Origin of the sequence: Aliamphritea hakodatensis (genome assembly GCF_024347195.1) — a bacterium.
Taxonomy (GTDB): Bacteria; Pseudomonadota; Gammaproteobacteria; order Pseudomonadales; family Balneatricaceae; genus Amphritea; species Amphritea hakodatensis.
In genome coordinates this window covers 1082197-1100248 of the sequence record NZ_AP025281.1, presented here as the reverse complement: position 1 = coordinate 1100248, position 18052 = coordinate 1082197, and the positions used below count along the sequence as shown (strand labels likewise).

The 18052-nt window shown below is 52.8% G+C and carries 14 protein-coding genes; 5 read left to right on the top strand and 9 right to left on the bottom strand.

Features of this window, described 5'->3' with window-relative positions:
• Positions 1 to 23: 23 nt before the first annotated feature.
• The 4 genes from PCI15_RS04975 to PCI15_RS04960 form a co-directional block, all read right to left on the bottom strand.
• Positions 24 to 1757, bottom strand: coding sequence for an OFA family MFS transporter (locus tag PCI15_RS04975; RefSeq protein ID WP_271273259.1), 1734 nt, complete (start codon positions 1755 to 1757; stop codon positions 24 to 26).
• Between the two features lie 204 nt (positions 1758 to 1961).
• Positions 1962 to 3944: a sensor histidine kinase gene (locus PCI15_RS04970; protein WP_271273258.1), complete on the bottom strand. Its 1983-nt coding sequence runs from the start codon at positions 3942 to 3944 to the stop codon at positions 1962 to 1964.
• Positions 3945 to 5321, bottom strand: a complete 1377-nt coding sequence (locus PCI15_RS04965) for a sigma-54-dependent transcriptional regulator (RefSeq protein ID WP_271273257.1) — start codon at positions 5319 to 5321, stop codon at positions 3945 to 3947.
• Positions 5322 to 5519: 198 nt separating this feature from the next.
• Positions 5520 to 6725: a BCCT family transporter gene (locus tag PCI15_RS04960; RefSeq protein WP_271273256.1), complete on the bottom strand. Its 1206-nt coding sequence runs from the start codon at positions 6723 to 6725 to the stop codon at positions 5520 to 5522.
• Between the two features lie 398 nt (positions 6726 to 7123).
• Between PCI15_RS04960 and PCI15_RS04955 the strand changes: the two genes are divergently transcribed.
• Positions 7124 to 7408, top strand: coding sequence for a hypothetical protein (locus PCI15_RS04955; RefSeq protein ID WP_271273255.1), 285 nt, complete (start codon positions 7124 to 7126; stop codon positions 7406 to 7408).
• A gap of 29 nt (positions 7409 to 7437) precedes the next feature.
• On the opposite strand, the gene PCI15_RS04950 is transcribed toward PCI15_RS04955, so the two are convergent.
• Both PCI15_RS04950 and PCI15_RS04945 read right to left on the bottom strand, forming a co-directional pair.
• On the bottom strand, positions 7438 to 8076 hold the full coding sequence (locus PCI15_RS04950) for a LysE family translocator (protein ID WP_271273254.1): 639 nt from the start codon (positions 8074 to 8076) through the stop codon (positions 7438 to 7440).
• Between the two features lie 175 nt (positions 8077 to 8251).
• Positions 8252 to 9109, bottom strand: coding sequence for a LysR family transcriptional regulator (locus PCI15_RS04945; protein WP_271273253.1), 858 nt, complete (start codon positions 9107 to 9109; stop codon positions 8252 to 8254).
• Between the two features lie 187 nt (positions 9110 to 9296).
• Between PCI15_RS04945 and PCI15_RS04940 the strand changes: the two genes are divergently transcribed.
• Both PCI15_RS04940 and PCI15_RS04935 read left to right on the top strand, forming a co-directional pair.
• Entirely contained in the window at positions 9297 to 10853 is a 1557-nt protein-coding gene (locus PCI15_RS04940; protein ID WP_271273252.1) for a trimethylamine methyltransferase family protein, read from the top strand.
• A gap of 119 nt (positions 10854 to 10972) precedes the next feature.
• Positions 10973 to 12037: a hypothetical protein gene (locus PCI15_RS04935; protein ID WP_271273251.1), complete on the top strand. Its 1065-nt coding sequence runs from the start codon at positions 10973 to 10975 to the stop codon at positions 12035 to 12037.
• A gap of 115 nt (positions 12038 to 12152) precedes the next feature.
• On the opposite strand, the gene PCI15_RS04930 is transcribed toward PCI15_RS04935, so the two are convergent.
• Positions 12153 to 13082, bottom strand: a complete 930-nt coding sequence (locus PCI15_RS04930) for an exopolyphosphatase (protein ID WP_271273250.1) — start codon at positions 13080 to 13082, stop codon at positions 12153 to 12155.
• A 489-nt stretch (positions 13083 to 13571) separates the two neighbouring features.
• Between PCI15_RS04930 and PCI15_RS04925 the strand changes: the two genes are divergently transcribed.
• Positions 13572 to 13958 (top strand): DUF1425 domain-containing protein, encoded by a 387-nt coding sequence (locus tag PCI15_RS04925; protein ID WP_271273249.1) that lies wholly within the window; start codon positions 13572 to 13574, stop codon positions 13956 to 13958.
• A 139-nt stretch (positions 13959 to 14097) separates the two neighbouring features.
• On the opposite strand, the gene PCI15_RS04920 is transcribed toward PCI15_RS04925, so the two are convergent.
• Positions 14098 to 14595 carry a tRNA-uridine aminocarboxypropyltransferase gene (locus PCI15_RS04920; RefSeq protein WP_271273248.1) on the bottom strand — a complete coding sequence of 166 codons (498 nt, stop codon included), beginning with the start codon at positions 14593 to 14595 and terminating at the stop codon, positions 14098 to 14100.
• A gap of 185 nt (positions 14596 to 14780) precedes the next feature.
• On the opposite strand from PCI15_RS04920, the gene PCI15_RS04915 reads away from it, so the two are divergent.
• Positions 14781 to 16397: an ABC-F family ATPase gene (locus PCI15_RS04915; protein WP_271273247.1), complete on the top strand. Its 1617-nt coding sequence runs from the start codon at positions 14781 to 14783 to the stop codon at positions 16395 to 16397.
• Positions 16398 to 16484: 87 nt separating this feature from the next.
• On the opposite strand, the gene PCI15_RS04910 is transcribed toward PCI15_RS04915, so the two are convergent.
• On the bottom strand, positions 16485 to 18044 hold the full coding sequence (locus PCI15_RS04910; protein ID WP_271273246.1) for an alanine/glycine:cation symporter family protein: 1560 nt from the start codon (positions 18042 to 18044) through the stop codon (positions 16485 to 16487).
• Between the last annotated feature and the right edge of the window lie 8 nt (positions 18045 to 18052).

The following is an 18052-nucleotide window of genomic DNA, read 5'->3' as shown; positions in this document are numbered from 1 at the left end:
GACAGCCGTTCTGTTCCAGAGAATTACTTCGCCTCACTCAGTTCCGGGTGAGTGTTCTCCAGATGGTGTTTCTCTTCCACATGCTTCAGACCTTTATTGGCAACAAAGGCAACCACTAACAGCGCGGCCATCGCATACATGGTTGAGTTGTACAGGCTGGAAGTCGGGTCAAGCGTTCCCGGCGGCGCGACCGCCATCAGCTTGGCAATCGTTACCGTTTTAGCCTCCACCAGCGACTGTAGCTGGCCAATGCCTGCGCCGAAGGTCTGCAGGAATACGGCCGGATCGACCTTGGCAGCCAGATCACTGATCGCATTATCCACCGACTGCTGGCGTAAGTAAGTGATCGCAAACGGCCCCAGTACCCCGGCGGTACTCCAGGCAGTCAGTAAGCGGCCATGAATGCCACCCACATGCAGGGTACCGAAGACATCCGCCAGATAGGCCGGAATCGTCGCAAACCCACCGCCGTACATGGTGAAGATAACCATGGTGGCACCGTAGAACAGCACCAGCCACATCACCGAGGGTGATACGCTGACCTGAGTTGCCACAAACGGAATCGACACATACAGCAACATACCCAGCAGGAAGAAACAGTGATAGGTATTCTTACGCCCAATCACATCCGACATCGACGCCCAGAAGAAACGGCCCACCATGTTAAAGACACTGATCATCAGTACATAGGTTGCTGCAAAGCCTGCATCCACAATGCCCGGCAGCGTCGAGCCAAAAATCTCTGTCATCATGGTCTTGGCGACCCCGATCACGCCGATCCCGGCCGTCACATTCAGGCACAGCATGATCCATAAGCGATAAAACTGCGGGGTCTTAATCGCCTGGTCGATATGGACATGATTATCCGAAATCATCTTTTTGGCAGACTCATCCCCAGTGGGCGGTGTCCAGCCTTCCGGCTGCCAGCCTTTCGCCGGCACTCTGTATGAGAATGCCGCGATCATCATAATGATGAAGTACACCACCCCTAAGGTGATAAACACACTGGCCGCACCGGTATCACCGGTACCCACCGCATATACACCTTCCGGCCCCGGCACAGGTACCTTGGCCATATCTGCCGCACTGGCGACCACCACTTCCACCTTGTTACCGGCCACTTCTGCAAAGCGGCGGCCGTTCTCGGTAATCAGGGAAACATTAGCCACGCTGCCCAGATACTCAGGGGCCTGATAAAACAGGCTCAGCAACCAGGTTTTCAGCGGTGCACCAATCATGGCACCGCCACCGAAGCCCATAATGGCCATCCCGGTGGCCATTCCCCGACGGTCAGGAAACCAGCGAATCAGGGTACTCACGGGCGATACATACGCCAGCCCCAGACCACAGCCACCGATGGCCCCGTAGCCCAGATACACCAGCCAGAGCTGATGATAGGCAATCCCCAGACTGCCGATTAAAAATCCCCCACCCCAGCAGAACGCAGCTAATACACCCACCATCCGCGGCCCGACTTCTTCAAGCCATTTTCCGCCGATAGCAGCCGCCAGCCCCAGAAACACAATCGCCGTTGAGAAGATCCACACCACGGAACTGAGGGTCCAGTCGTCCGCAGCACTGGCCACCACGCCGATCTGTTTGACCAGTGGGGGGTTAAAAATACTCCAGGCGTAAACCGAACCGATACACAGATGAATGGCAATAGACGCAGGCGGGACCAGCCAGCGGTTAAATCCGGATTTGGCAACAATGCGCTCCTTTTTCAGAAACGCCAGGCCATCGTGAGACTCTGACATAAGCTTTACTCCAATATTATTTTTATCGTTGTTTCAGAATGAACTCGTCATTACGAAACACTTGGACGTAAAGTCAGTTTGCAAGCCATATGCCAGCCAACCAAAACCCATAAAATCAACAAGTTATGAAAACAACAAAAGATCATAGCGGGTCAGAACAACCCGGGCAGAAAGCCAGCTGTGTCAGAATAACCCGGCTAAGGATCAGGCCTTATACGCCGGTATCCAAATGAAGAAAGTGGTGCCATGACCTTCGCGGGAACGGACATTAATCTCCGCATTCATGGATTGCAGAATTGAATAGGTCACCGATAAACCCAGCCCTGTTCCGCCACTTGTACGGCTGAAAAACGGGTCGAAAATCCGCCCCAGCAAATCTGCTGCAATGCCGCAGCCGTTATCACTGACACTGAGCAATACGCCGTTATTGCGCCAGTCCCGGCTGCGGACAGTAATCCGTCCATTATCACCCACTGCCGCAGTGGCATTAACGATCAGGTTAATCAGCACCTGCTGTAACTGCTGACGGTTACCCGCCACCTGACAGCCAGCCCGTAAATCCATTTTCAGCCGAATCTGTTTCTGCCCCAGATCATGCTTCACCAGTAACTCAGTGGCCCGCACAATCTCGTTGAGATCCAGTGCCACCAGCGCCGGCGAGTGATCTCCCGGCCGGGAAAACTGCAACAGATCATTGATGATGCAGCGAATCCGTTCCACCTGCTGCACAATCAGCTGAACCTCATCTTTCACCTGATCTCCGGCATCCCCCAACTCAACCACTAACAGGTCCAGATAACCGAGAATCACCGCGGTGGGGTTATTAATTTCATGGGCAATGCCCGCGGTTAACTCACCAATGGCGGCCAGCTTACCTTTCGCAACCAGCTGTTCACGGGTGCGCTGTAACAGCTTGATATGTTCATTCAGTGCCAGCGTCCGTTCCGCCACCTTCATTTCCAGCTGTTCGGCCGCCTGCTGAATATGGTCGTGCTGTTGCTCCACCTGATCCAGCATCAGATTAAACTCCGTCCCCAGCGTCATCAGATCCGAACTGGTGGTAACGGGTAAATCAATACGTTCACGCCGGCCTTGTCTTATCCGCCCGATCACCCCGACCATCGCTTCCACCGGCCGGTAAATGCCTTTCGCCCCCCAGACCGCCAGCCAGGTACAGATCAGCATAATGGCCCCGGTAATGATGATCAGTTGCCAGACCCAGCTATAAAACTCCTGCTCGAAAGGCGCTTCCAGAAATCCCGCGTATAGCATGCCCACCCGTTCACCGCGGATATCCACAATCGGCTGATACCCGGAGATATACCAGTCACTGACCACGAATGCCCGGTCCAGCCAGCGCTCCCCCTGTTCAAGCACCTTTTTCCTGACCTGATCAGACACCCGGGTGCCCAGCGCCCGGACAGCTGAATCCTGCGAAGCCGGCACATTGGTGCTGATCCGCACATCATCCAGAAAAATGGTCACCGTGCCCACACTGCCAAACGCCAGTGAACCGGAGCCATACACCGTTTCCTTAATCCGGTCGACAAAGCCTGCGTTACCGTTCATCAGTAAACCGGCACTGAGCAGCGCTTCGGTACGACCTTCCTCATCCGGTAACGGATACACCAGATGCACAACCATGCCACGGTCTTCGGTATCCCGGTCAACAGGCCGGGCTTTTTCCGTCGCGGTCAACGGCAACAACGCCCGCTGAGCCAGTTCCGGCGACAGGCTTTGCAAACGTTGCTGAGTGAATATCTCAATGCCGCTGACCGGCTGGCCAGCAGTGGCACTGACAAACAGCGGGCTGCCAGTTCCCCGGCAGACGCCGGAAAAATATCCGCACCCCTGCGGGGTAATCAGTTGAATATAATCCAGCCCAACCTGATCCCGGATGTCACTGACAGTCTGTACCAGAGCGGCTTCGTCCCGGGCCCGCCAGGCATCCTGAAAGCGCTGGGTCTGAGCCCGCAAAGCCAGCCGTGTCAGATAACTTGCCTGCGTGTTATTAAAGCTCTCCTGAGTTACCGCAAGGTCCGTGCTGGCTTTCATCAGCAAATGCCGGTAACCCACTTCACTGGTCCAGACATAGAACAGCGCCAGTAACACACAGGTCATCAGGAAAAGCGGTAACAGCACCAGCACCAGTAACCGCTGACGAATACTTCTCAGCCGGCTGAGCATTTATAAACCGGGAATGAGATCGACATCAGCATCACCGGCCCCCACTGAAGCGTCCAGATCACGGCGCTTACGGTCCAGCGTTTTGCGGGTGATACCCAGTTGTCTGGCGGCCCGGGACTTATTACCCTCACAATGCTGTAAAACCTGCTCAATATGCCGGACCTGAACCTGGGCCAGCGACCAGTTAAGCGGATAACCGGCATGCTCTGCCGTCACTGAATCGCTTAACAGCTCCGCCGGTGCGCAGCCCAGCAAGATCGAGCGTTCCAGTAAATTACGCAACTCACGTACATTCCCCGGCCAGTGATACCCCTGCAATGCCTGCAAGGCACCCGGGTGAAGCTCCGGAGCAGATAAACCCAGTTCCTCCGCCAACTGCCGGGTAAACAAGGTCGCCAGTAAGGGAATATCTTCAAGGCGTTCCCGCAGTGGCGGCAGCTCAATTGGCAGTATATTCAGCCGGTAATACAGATCGGCCCGGAACAGCTTCTGCTCAACCAGGGCCTCCAGCGGTTTATTACTGGCCGCGACAATCCGCACATCCACCGACTTTTCACGGTCGGTCCCCAGCGGACGGATTTTGGCTTCCTCCAGCACCCGCAGTAACTTGCCCTGCAGCGCCAGCGGCATCTCGCTGATCTCATCCAGAAACAGGGTGCCGCCGTCAGCATAATCAAAGACTCCCTGACGGGCCTGTGCCGCACCGGTAAAGGCCCCCTGAATATGGCCAAACAGTTCTGACTCGGCCAGTTCAGGCGCCACAGCTGCACAATTAACCGGCACAAAGGCACCGCTGCGGCCGCTTTGCCGGTGCAGCTCACTGGCCACCAGTTCTTTGCCGGTCCCGGTTTCACCTTCGATCAGAATGGATGCCGGCGTTGCTGCCACCCGGCTGATCAGCCCGTTCACCGCTTGCATGGCGGCACTGTCACCGATCAGGCTGCTGTCGGCATAATGACGGGTTAAACGGTGCTGCAGGGCCTGATTTTCCCGGGACAGTTTCAGCCGCTGATAACAGCGCTCCACTGCACCCAGCATCTGCTCTAAACGAAACGGCTTGAGAATAAAGTCGCTGGCACCGATACGCACCGCTGCTACGGCATTATCCAGCTCGGCAAACCCGGTCATAAAGATCACTTCAGACGGTAATTCAGCATTAAACCGGCTGACCCATTCCAGACCGGACAACCCCGGCATATTAATATCAACAATGAGTAAATCGTAAAGGCGGGAAGCGCGGAGCTTATCTGCGCTGCTGCTGTCTGCAGCAACATCCACCACCGCATATTTTTTGCGCAGGGCGCGCGCAAGAAAATCACAGATACCCGGCTCATCATCCACGATAAGCACGGAAAAAGACGCCGTTCCGACTGGCAAAGACTCCGACTCCTGGCAGCTCATAAAACACTCTTGTTGTTATTATAAGGCCCTAAAACCTACCGTATTCCCTCCGGGTTGCCAAGCTGACGCCCGGCGATTAAAACTTTCGGATAATAAAAAACCGCGGCCTCTCAACTGACTGAGAGCGCCGCGGTTTTAAGTCAGAAACACCGGTTCCTGAGCGGGATATTCCCTTTAGTGCACGGATTCGATCTTATCGAAATTAAGCTCGCGCCCTTCCGGAGAGCTCTGGATCGCCGCCACTTCTTTGCGCTTTTTCAGCAGAATGTAAGCGAAGCAGCTGAAGTACAGACCGATCACCAGTGCGCCTACCCACTGAATTTCCAGGAAGTTCAGTTTGAACAGCATGGTCAGGGCACACAGCGCCACCAGGTTACCGATGATGTACTTGGAACGGCCCACCCGTGACGTGGTCAGGTTCAGGTTATCGGTATACAGACGGATCAGGGAATCCAGCGAGTTGATTACAAAGGTAATTCCCACGATCACCATCGAGATACCCACGAAGCCGGAACTGTCCAGACCATTGTTATGGTAGAAATACAGCACGCTGAACCAGATCGCCAGAGGAATAGACGGGAAGATCAGCAACGCTGCCAGCACCTGCCAGGTACGCAGACCGCCCACAAAACGTGAGGTGAACTGGCCAATCATGATGCTCCAGGCAAACCACCAGAACAGGTAGAAGGCGTGGTAATCATTCAGCGGCAGCACGAACTTATGAATATTCACAAAATAGTTGCCGATCAGATTTGCCGCATCCAGCATTTCATTCGGGCCCATCGCTGCCAGGATCCACATCACTGCAATCAGCGCCAGGAACAGCCAGGTCGACGCCAGACTCAGAATACGCACGTACTTGATATCCGTGCTTGAGAATACCGCCGCCATAATCACTGCAAATACAATTACATAGAAGGTGGCAACAATGCTGCCCTCTTCACTGAGTTGCGGCAGGTACCAGGGCAGGTTCGTCAGCAACAGGTACGCGGTAAATGCACAGGTACCGATAATGACCACGTTATTGATCCACTTCACCACAGGGATTTCAAAAAAGCCCACCCGGGGTTCAATCACGCAGAAATAGAAGCTGGTCAGGAAATAGAACCCCCAGATCAGGAATCCCCAGTAGGCAAACTCAATTGCCAGCGGATTACTGAACGCATATTCAGGGCTGGTTGCGGTATCGGCGTAGCCTGCAAACTCGGTCAGCGGGAACATGATCAGTCCCACATCCAGCCCGGAGGTAAACAGAATGGCGATGAAGGTAAAGGTTTTTACCGGCGTCACCCCGACGCATTTCAGATTACCCCAGCGATAGAGACAAAACACGATTGCGAGCAGGGTAAAAATGATCCCTGCACTCAGTAAAGTGTTCATAAACACTCCTTGCGGTTGTTGTTATTGTTTGCAGAAACAGCCCCCGATTTGCACACTCACTGCGCAGACATAAAATCTGTTTTCTTCCTTAAAACGGGATAAACAACTGAAATAACTGCAATTTTTATTTTAAATAACCATTTAATTAAATAGTCATTTAACAAAAATCTCATGCCCCTATAAGAAAGTCAACCGACGCAGGCAGGACGGGCCTTTCCGGTCGTTTTCGGTCAGTTAGCAAAAACAGTGAAACACCCGGATATAAAGCCAACCAAAGGGCTAAAACTCACCGCAGGAAGAACAGGCAAAAGGCAGGTAAATATGGCAGAATCCGGCTTCAGAAATATTTACTGTACCGTCCCCGGAGAACAGGGCACGGTGGTTCCCATGGAGTCGACATGTTTAAAATGAAAAAAACCACCAAGGTTAGCTGGCTTATTCTGGTCGTCGGTCTGATTCCGCTGATCATTATGAATGAATTGCTGGTCTCCCGTGATGTGGACTCCACCCTGCGGATCGCATTTGCGGCCTTCTACTACATTTCTCTTAAAGGCATCTCTTTCATCATTATTCGCAAGATGGACATCAAAGAAGATGCAGCCGCCGGACAGGTTGCTGAGAAGACACAGGAAACGCAAACCGAAGCAACAGAGCAGACTGCTGAGAAAAAAGATCAGCCCTGAACAGGCTGATCCCGCACCCAGGCTCTTTGCTAACTGCGCTGTAAGCTTGCAGTAATCAGCCCGGCACTGACCAGTGCAGTGCCGCCGATCCGGTTCAGCCTTTTACGGGCCTGATAGCTTTGAATCCGCTGGCGTACGGTGCCGGCAAAGTAAGTATAAACACTGATATTTATCCCCACCAGACACAGCAGGGTTGCCATCAGAATCAGCCACTGTGGGAATACAGCCATGTGGGGATCAATAAACTGCGGCAGGAATGCCACAAAGAAAATGATATCTTTCGGATTCAGCGCGGTGACCAGAAACGCTGAACGGAACATATTCCGTCCCTGTTCACGCCCCACGGTTTTAGCTCCGTCAAAATCTGCTTCTGCAAACCGTTGCGGGGTTTGCCGCCAGGTTTTTATCCCCAGATAAATCAGATACCCCACGCCGAACCATTTCAGCACTAAAAACAGGCTGGCGGACGCCGCAAGAATCGCCCCCAAACCGATCACTGATAAGGTCATCGCAGTAAAATCACCAGCCAGTACGCCGGCAACCAGAGGAATAACAGACTTCTTCCCATGGGCAATTGCCTGCCCGATAACCAGAATTACGGTGGGGCCGGGAATAATACAGAACACTACTGTTGCCATCACAAAGGCTAACCAGATTTCCAGACTCATACTCACTCCTGCATTGTTAACGTCACTGTCAAAAATGTCAGGCTGAGAATCCGGACGATCAGTTCAGGACAAAAATTCAGACCAGAAATCCAAGCCGACACAAAACAATAGCAGTGATTTTTGATACCGCCAGTTTCGGCCTGATTTTTTTTATCCGTTTTTCAGATAGCTCTGTTCACATCACCTTAGGCAGTTCACGGCGAAGGGTTTCAATAAAGTCAGCCAGAAACGGCGAGCCGTGTCCCATCTGATAAATGCGGATATCCGCCTGCCCCAGCGCAGGCAAACGCCAATCATCAGGGGCTTCCACCAGCGATTCAGGAATGATTCCCTCAGCCATGACCGACAATCCCATGCCGGTACCGACTGCCGCCTGCACACTGATCGACCCCTGCGCAGAGAACATCACCCGGTGTGGCCGACCCAGGGCATTCAGGGTTTTGAATACATGCTCCCGGAAAATACAGCCTTCCGGGTGCAGCGCCAGCGGCAATGGCTGATCCGGCTGATACTCGAACCCCGGCGCACAGACCCACTTGAGTTCACGGGATGCGATTGCCTCGCCACCCTGATAATCCGGCATGGCATTGATCAGAGCGATATCCAGCTCCCCTTCACAGAGCATCTGTACCAGATCCCGGCACAGGTGCATGCTCAGCTCAATCTTATCCACATATTCATCGTGATTAGCGAGAAAATTATGGAAAAAACCGGCGGTCATATCCTCGGGAATTCCCAACCGGATGGTGTCGCTGCTGCCATTGTTCTGCGCCACCTGAATCATCGCATCATGACCCGCCAGCACCTTAACGGCTTCCGGCAGCAGCATCGCACCGTCAGCAGTCAGTTTCAGGGTGTGATAATTACGGTGAAACAGCTCACAGCCTAACTGCTCTTCCAGTTTCTTGATCCGCAGCGAGAGCGCCGACTGCGAACAGTGCAGGCCAACCGCTGCTGCTGAAAACGACCCGAGATTCTCTGCCAGAACAAAGCTGCGCAACGCGGCGATGTCCATATTGATTACACTGGCCACCAGAAATCCTCATAGCAACTATAGAAATTACTCAATTTACGGGTAGGTAGGCCCTCTGTAAAGTTTTCTGTATCACAGCTTAGCTGTCCAATTAACGTGAACCTGTACATGAGACAGCCCGCGCCGGAGCTTCCCAGGCCAGCCATCATGTCAGTGTCCCAATATAAAAAAACCGGAGCCGGTCCTTATGTCTGTTGCAGAAAAACCCCGCCGCCGTCGCGGCAGCGCCCGTACCTCATTACGTGAATTACGCACCCGGTCCGTTGATACCATGCTGCCGGGCCTGAGCCGTGGTCTGCCGCTGACTGAGCCACTGGATGATGATCAGATCAGACGGATTGACCACGAATCCATGCGAATTCTGGAAGAAGTCGGCGTGATGTTCCGCGACCCGATTGCCCTGCAACAATGGAAAGAGGCCGGTGCACATGTGGAAGGTGAACTGGTTAAGTTTGACCGGGGCATGATCCGGGACCTGATCTCGTCTATTCCGTCAGAAATCACCTACCACGCCCGTAACCCGGAAAAGAACGTCGATCTGGGCGGCAACAACTCCATTTTTGTACCTATGACCGGCGCGCCTTTCCTGCGTGACCTGGAAGACAAACGCCGCTGGCCAACCCTGAATGACCTGGGAGACTTCCACAAGCTGGCGCATATGCTGCCGGCCCTGCACTCAACGGCGCACCACATCGTCGAGCCGATGGACCATCCGGTTTCCCACCGGCACCTGCGCATCACCTACTCATCCATGAAGCACTCCGATAAAACCTTCATGGGCATGACCACTTCCGGGAAAAATGCTGAAGACGTCATGAGAATGTGTGCCATCCTGTTCGGTGAAGAATTCATGCAAACCCACCCGGTCACTACCGGCAACATCAACGGTAACTCACCGCTGGTCTGGGATGAAACCATGCTGGGTGCCATGCGGGCCTTCGCCAAATATAACCAGCCGGTACTCTGTTCGCCGTTCGTACTCGGCGGTGCCAATACCCCGGCTTCCACCGTACCGACAGTCGTGCAGCTGAACGCTGAAGCGCTTTCTGCGCTGGCCTATACCCAGCTGGTCCGTAAAGGTACCCCGGCGATCTACGGGCATTACCTGTCCACCGTATCCATGGCGTCCGGTGCACCGATGGCCGGAACGCCGGAAATCAGCCTGATGAACTTTATGATCGGCCAGATGGCCCGCTTCTACGATGTACCATGGCGGACCTCCAATACTCTGGGCGGTGCGAAAACCTTTGATGCCCAGTCCGGCTATGAAAGCGCCATGACCATGAATGCGGTGCTGATGTCCGGCGCGAATTACATCTGGCACTCAGCAGGCTGGAACGAAGCCGGCATGCACTGCTCCATGGCTAAATTCGTCGTCGATGCCGACGTCTGTGGCATGGGGTACCGCATGGCCGAAGGCCTGCGCTGGGATGACTTCGACGAAGCGCTGGCGGCTGTCCGCGATGTAGGCCCGGCCGGTCACTACCTGGGCCATGCCCATACTATGGAGAACTTCGAACGGGCCTTCTACATGCCGAAACTGTTCGACAACAACTCCTATGAACAGTGGGAAGCGGAAGGTGCCAAAGAAATCACCGAGCGGGCGCTGAATTATGCGAAAAAACTGCTCAGCGAATATCAGGAACCGAAGCTGGATGACGCCAAAAATGACGAACTGCAGGACTTCATTGCCCGCCGCGAATCAGAAATTCCGGCTGTCGACGCGCTGAACGAAACCCACTAGAGCAATACAATACCTACCTGCCGGCAAAATCCCGGCAGGTTAGCCCGCTTTTAAGTACCCGTCTTAACATCCCCCTGATAAAATGCTGCCGGGCTCAGTTTCTTAGCAGATTTTTTATTATGTCGGTCATCCAGCAATTCATCCTTACTATTTCCCAGCAGCAACACCTGACGGCAATCATTTTGCCACCGTCTGATACAGCACCACACGCAACAGACCTGCTTATTGAAAGCAGCACTTATACAGACTTTCTGACACCGCTGTTACGCAGCCTTAGTCAGAACGGATACAGTTTCTGCATTGATTCCCGTACCACCGGTAAGGTCACTATCCGCTGCAGACCGGCAGAAGGTCCGGAAGAATCCCTGAATATCCACACAGAGATCTTACTGTCTGACGGTCAGATAGCCATCATTGATCTGGCGTTACTGGAGCAGAAAAACCTGCCCTTATTAGCCACTCTGATTCAGCAAAGCTCCCCGTCGGCCAGTGAATCAGAAGCAGTATTCAGCCAGTTGCCCGGGGTTGAGCTTCACCCTGCAGATAACAGCGAACAGCCGGTAACGGTCAGTGCAGATATCATCCCGGTGATCGGCCCGGACGGCGTTGGTAAAACCACCCTGATCACTGCGGTACAGAAAAAGATTGCCGGGAACAGCCATTATTACCGGTTTAAAAAACTGTTCCGGGGCAGCCTGGGCTACCAACTGAACCACTTCCTGACGCAGCTGCGCGAAGGCAAAGGCTACGATAAGAATCAGCATAATGATCAGCACGGTCTGAAAATGATGGCAATCGCCAGACGCCGCTATCCGGACTTACTGAAGCAGGCCCGCAAGGCCGGCAGCTATTACTTCAGCGACCGCTTCTTCCACGATTACATCATCGAAAACCTGCGCTTTGATGATAAACCCGCCGCGTTACGCAACCAGTGGCAAAAACTGCTGGAGGTATCTCCCAACACCCATTGGTTTATTCAGCTGGATGCCCCTGCCGATGTAATTCTGAGCCGCAAAAACGAACTCAGTGCAGAAGATATCGACACCTACCGGGAAGCCTGTCTGGCCATGTACGTTCACCGGCCATCACCGGTATTCAGTTTCATTAATACCAGCCATACACTGGAAAAATGTGTGAAGCATTTATTGGATGATGCTGAACGGGCAGGGGTAAAAATACAGTAAGCGGGCAACAAACAGCCCGTGTGGATAAAACCGGAGAACGGTTACAGGGTGAGGAAACAGTGAACAGACAGTAAAGGCAGGCAATCTGCCTGCACTGTCTGTTCAGATTGAAAAATCAGCCGTCCGCGTTAATCTGGGCAATCAGCTCACCCAATACTTCAGAGGCCTGATCATTGGCCACCTGGCAGGTTCCGGCCGCATCATGGCCACCGCCACCGTATTGCAGCATCAGGCTACCCACAACGGTTTTGGCGCTGCGGTCAAAGATCGACTTACCGGTGGCAAATACCGTGTTCTGCTGCTTCAGCCCCCAGAGTACATGAATCGACATATTACACTGCGGGAACATCGCATAAATCATAAACCGGTTACCGGCATAAATCGTCTCTTCGTTCCGCAGATCCAGCACCACCAGATTGCCATGTACCGTTGAGCAACGCTCAATCTGTTCCTTAAATTTATGCTGCTGCTCAAAATACAGCTCTACCCGCTCCTGAACATCCGGCAACCGGATAATGTCATCAATGCTGTGGTGGCGGCAGTAATCAATCAGATCCATCATCAGCGCATAGTTAGAAATACGGAACTCGCGGAAACGGCCCAGCCCGGTCCGGGCATCCATCAGGAAGTTCAGCAGCTCCCAGTTAGACGGTTCCAGTACTTCCTGCATGTTAAAATCAGCAGAATCTCCTTTATCCACCGCCTTCATCATGTCATCCCAGGCGCGGGGGAAGGTATCGAAACCGCCGTAGTAATCAAACACCACCCGGGCTGCTGAGGGCGCATCCGGATCGATGATGTGATTCTCACGGGCGTCGTTACGCAGGGTTTCAGAAAGGTGGTGGTCAAAGGCCAGGTGCACACCATCCACATACGGCAGGTTTGTTGTTATATCCCGGTCAGACGTATCTACGGTGCCGTCCTGCATATCTTTGGGATGTACAAACTTAATATCATCAACCAGATTAATATGCTTCAACAATACAGCGCAGACCAAACCATCAAAATCACTGCGGGTAACGAGTCGATATTGGGTATCTTCCATCTGTAATATCCCTTACCAGGTCATAGAATAATCACCCGAGTATAAGAAAGCCCCTTTAAAGTACAATCACCCCTATACCCATCCCGTGGACTCCTGTTCAAACAGGTATTTGAAATCAGCTGTTTCAGATATCCAATAATGGTTAATTAAAAAACTTCAGACGGATGTAACCGATACACAAAGTGAGTTAACCTACCCGCTGACGAAACAAGCTGTTACACCGACAAGAACGTTTCGGTTAAAGGCACAGGTCTGTGTGCCTGCACTTAAAGATCGGCCACTGTTTTCAGAAATCTGAAATCATGAAGAGTCATCTTTTTTTAACGCTGCCTGATTCTTTCGCCGCAGGGCCAGCAGCAAAAAACGTTCAGGCTGAATGTATACATATCTGACCGCTTAAACCGGCTTCAGCATTGTGCGCATACAGGCACCGGTACAAATTACACACTTGTCTTAAGACGACTGGCATCAACGCCTAAGGAAGACTAAATGAACAAACTTTTTATAACGTTTTTTACTCTGCTGCTACTGACTGGCTGCCAGATGCTGCAAACGCAGCCGGTCGACTATTCACATATTGAGTTTTCTCCGGAAACAGCCACACATATGAAGGTCCGTAATATTACACAGGGCCGTACCGAAGGTGATTTACTGCGGGTAGCGGTGCTCGTTCACAGTTCAAGAGTCATGACCGACAGCTATTACTTCCGTTTCATCTGGCTGGACAAAGAGGGCAATGAAGTGAAGGGCCTGTCATCACGCTGGGAAACACTTGTAGCAACAGGCATTGACGACGCCCTCGTGATCAGCCGTATTGCAAGTAACCCGGACGCAGTGGATTACCGGCTGTTAATCTCTGAAAAACCCGGCATGTAGATCGTTCCATAGTTGCGCATCCAATGCTCTGTAACTACCAACAGGCCCACCCGGCGGGCCTGTTTCTCACCAAAGAAGTACTCAGATATCGCCACACGTTTCCCCTGCTCAGTTAACCCACAAGGCTTTGCCTGAACAGTTATTTCCGGTGTGCGTAAGCCTCAATGAATGCTTCCAACCGGTGGCTCAACCTCTTCGCTTCGGCCCCCCGCCCCAAGGTCTGTAACACATAAGCAACACATTCTGCTGTGCATAAGCCTTCAGCTTTCTGATTACGCCGCAGGCTATAGCGGGAAGCTTCGCTGACCTCCAGGGCGATACGCGGCAGCTTTTGCAGGTACGGGCTTTTATTAAACATTTTGCGGGCTTCCTGCCAGGTGCCATCCAGCACCACCAGCCCCTTAAGCCGACCAGATAAACCGGCATCAGCCAGCGCCGCCGAGAGCTCTGTACTGCCCTCACCAGGATAAATCAGCGCCAGCGCACCCTGCTCTGCCAGTTGCAATAATTCCGCATCCGGCCCGATTCTGGACCATTCCACCAGCCGTACTGACGCCCCTAATACCTCAGTCACCAGCTTGCCGGTATTGGTGGGTTTTGGCAGTTCCCGGGGATGCGTCAGCAGATAAATTTTCACAATGTCTCAGTTCTTTTAAAGGGAATATACAACCAGGCGCTTACAGACGGCTTCTGTGTACAAATTTCACACAAATTTGCTCGACCTCAGGCGGCCAAAACTCTATAGTGTCGGGCTTTTGCGGCCCTCCGGGATAATACCCCGCCTGTGGCCAGAATTCACCGGTTTACAGCAGGACAACTCTCTTGATCTCTACCGCCAATATCACCATGCAGTTTGGTGCCAAACCTCTTTTCGAAAATATCTCGGTTAAATTCGGTAACGGAAACCGTTACGGTCTGATCGGCGCCAACGGTTGCGGCAAATCAACCTTCATGAAGATTCTGGACGGCAGCCTGACACCCACGTCCGGCAACGTCAGCATCAGCCCTAATGAGCGACTGGGCAAGCTGCATCAGGACCAGTTCGCCTTTGAAGAATACAGCGTTATTGACACTGTTATCATGGGCCACAAAGAGCTGTGGGAAGTCAAACAGGAACGGGACCGCATCTACAGCCTGCCGGAAATGTCTGAAGAAGACGGTATGAAGGTCGCTGAGCTGGAAACCGTATTCGCTGAAATGGACGGTTACAGTGCCGAAAGCCGCGCCGGTGAAATCCTGCTGGGTGCCGGTATTGAGCTGGGTCTGCACTTTGGCCCGATGAGTGAAGTGGCACCGGGCTGGAAACTGCGGGTGCTGCTGGCACAGGCACTGTTCTCTGATCCGGATATTCTGCTATTAGATGAGCCGACCAACAACCTGGACATCAACACCATCCGCTGGCTGGAAGGCGTGCTGAACGAACGTAACAGCACCATGATCATCATTTCCCACGACCGTCACTTTTTAAATGCGGTATGTACTCATATGGCAGACATCGACTACGGTGAACTGCGTGTCTACCCGGGTAACTATGATGACTTCATGTTTGCATCCACCCAGATCCGCGAACGTCAGTTGGCCGACAACGCCAAGAAAAGTGCGCAAATGGCCGACTTACGCCAGTTTGTAAGCCGTTTCTCTGCCAACGCCTCTAAAGCAAAGCAGGCGACCTCCCGTGCTAAGCAGCTGGAAAAGATCAAACTGGACGAAATCAAACCGTCCAGCCGTTCGAATCCCTTTATTCGCTTCACCCAGGAAAAGAAACTGCACCGTCAGGCTGTCGTTCTGGAAGAGCTGGGTCACGGTTTCGATGGCGAGTCGCTGTTCAAAGACGGTAACCTGATTCTTGAAGCCGGCAGCCGCCTGGCCATCATCGGTGAAAACGGCGTCGGTAAAACCACCCTGCTGCGTTGCCTGATGAATGAGCTGCAGGCACAGAACGGTACCATTCAGTGGGCTGAAAGCGCCACAATTGGCTACTGCCCACAGGACACTAACGCTGAATTTGAATCCGAACTGAGCCTGTTTGAATGGGTCAGCCAGTGGCGTAAACCAAACCATGACGATCAGATCGTGCGGTCAACCCTGGGCCGTCTGCTGTTCAGTGCCGACGATTTTGAAAAAAAAGCCCGGGTATGCTCCGGTGGTGAAAAGAACCGCCTGTTATTTGGCAAGCTAATGATGGGCAACACCAACGTGCTGATCATGGATGAGCCGACTAACCACCTGGATATGGAATCCATCGAAGCCCTTAACCTGGCCCTGGAAAACTACGAAGGTACGCTGATTTTTGTCAGCCACGACCGTGAGTTTGTCTCCTCCCTGGCGACCCAGATCATCGATATCCGTGACCAGAAGCTGTTCAGCTTCCAGGGCACCTACGAAGAATACCTGGCTCACATGGATGCCAAAGAAAAAGCAGCCAAAGCCAAGAAGTAACTTTCCGGTTTAGCCGCTCAAAAAAAAGGCCGCTGACGAAAGTCCGCGGCCTTTTTTAGTGCCCCCGATGACTGAGGCAGTCAGATATTACTTCGCCGTCACACCTTTAAACTTCACAATTTCACCGGTTTTCAGACGGGACAGATAAGAATTCAGTTCCCGCTTAATGATCGGCAATAAGAAGTACAGGCCTATAATATTGACAACCGCCATGGCAAAGATCGCCGCATCAGAGAAATCGATAACCGGGCCAAGGTTAGCCGCCGCACCGATAACAATGAACACGCAGAACATAACTTTATACGCCAGCTCCTTGGACTTACCTTCACCGAACAGGTACGTCCAGGCTTTCAGGCCGTAGTAAGACCAGCTGATCATTGTCGAGAAAGCAAACAGCACAACCGCGACTGCCAGAATATAAGGGAACCAGCTGAATGCAGAACCAAAAGCTGCAGATGTCAGCGCCACACCGGAAGAACCGTCAGCCGTCAGAATACGGCCGTTTTCACCCACCATATACAGACCGGTTGCAGGGTCAGTCATTAACTGCCCGGTAATGATAATCACCAGTGCAGTCATGGTGCAGATCAGTACTGTATCAATGAACGGCTCTAATAAAGACACGAAGCCTTCGGTAACCGGCTCATTGGTTTTAACCGCCGAGTGCGCAATCGCCGCAGAGCCAACACCCGCCTCGTTGGAAAATGCGGCACGTTTGAAACCCTGAATCAGAGCGCCGACAAAGCCACCGGCAATGCCCAGCCCGGTAAATGCACCTTCAATAATCTGACCGAAGGCCCAGCCAATCTTATCCGCATTCATCATCAGAATAACCAGCGCCGCCAGGACGTACATAACCCCCATAAAGGGGACAACTTTCTCCGTCACCCGGGCGATAGACTTGATGCCGCCAACAATCACTGCAAACACGATTGCCGCAAACAGCAGACCGGTAATCCAGCCGGGATAGTCACCGACAATGCCGCTGATCTGCGCATGAGCCTGGTTAGCCTGGAACATATTACCGCCCCCCAGCGAACCGAGAATACAGAAGATAGCAAACATGACCGCCAGCACCTTACCGCCCGGCAGACCACGCTCTTTAAAACCTTTGGAAATGTAATACATAGGGCCACCGGAAACGGTTCCGTCGCTGTATTCATTCCGATACTTAACACCCAGAGTACACTCGGCAAACTTGGACGCCATGCCCAGTAAACCAGCCAGAATCATCCAGAACGTCGCACCGGCACCACCAATGCTCACTGCAACCGCCACACCGGCGATATTACCCAGGCCGACTGTGCCCGACAGCGCCGTTGCCAGTGCCTGAAAATGACTCACCTCACCGGCATCGCGGGGGTTGGTATATTCACCCTTAACCAGTGCGATGGAGTGTCCCACCGCACGGAACTGAATAAAGCCGAAATACAGGGTAAATACCGAGGCACCGACCACCAGCCACAGTACAATCCATGGGAAACTTGTACCGGGTAAAGGCGCAAAGATCAGACCGACAAACCAGCCCGTCGCCCAGGAGAAAACTTCATTTACAGTTTCATCAATGCCACTGGCCATCACCATCTGACTGTGCATTAACAGCACCAGCGTACTCAAAGCACAGAAAAATTTATTTTTATTATTCATGAACTTGC

Bases quoted from the DNA above. Each gene is read 5' to 3' on its own strand.
- PCI15_RS04925 (WP_271273249.1), top strand. From the start codon at position 13,572: ATGAACAAACTTTTTATAACGTTTTTTACTCTGCTGCTACTGACTGGC.
- PCI15_RS04910 (WP_271273246.1), bottom strand. From the start codon at position 18,044: ATGAATAATAAAAATAAATTTTTCTGTGCTTTGAGTACGCTGGTGCTG.
- PCI15_RS04970 (WP_271273258.1), bottom strand. From the start codon at position 3,944: ATGCTCAGCCGGCTGAGAAGTATTCGTCAGCGGTTACTGGTGCTGGTG.
- PCI15_RS04935 (WP_271273251.1), top strand. From the start codon at position 10,973: ATGTCGGTCATCCAGCAATTCATCCTTACTATTTCCCAGCAGCAACAC.
- PCI15_RS04975 (WP_271273259.1), bottom strand. From the start codon at position 1,757: ATGTCAGAGTCTCACGATGGCCTGGCGTTTCTGAAAAAGGAGCGCATT.
- PCI15_RS04930 (WP_271273250.1), bottom strand. From the start codon at position 13,082: ATGGAAGATACCCAATATCGACTCGTTACCCGCAGTGATTTTGATGGT.
- PCI15_RS04955 (WP_271273255.1), top strand. From the start codon at position 7,124: ATGTTTAAAATGAAAAAAACCACCAAGGTTAGCTGGCTTATTCTGGTC.
- PCI15_RS04940 (WP_271273252.1), top strand. From the start codon at position 9,297: ATGTCTGTTGCAGAAAAACCCCGCCGCCGTCGCGGCAGCGCCCGTACC.
- PCI15_RS04950 (WP_271273254.1), bottom strand. From the start codon at position 8,076: ATGAGTCTGGAAATCTGGTTAGCCTTTGTGATGGCAACAGTAGTGTTC.
- PCI15_RS04960 (WP_271273256.1), bottom strand. From the start codon at position 6,725: ATGAACACTTTACTGAGTGCAGGGATCATTTTTACCCTGCTCGCAATC.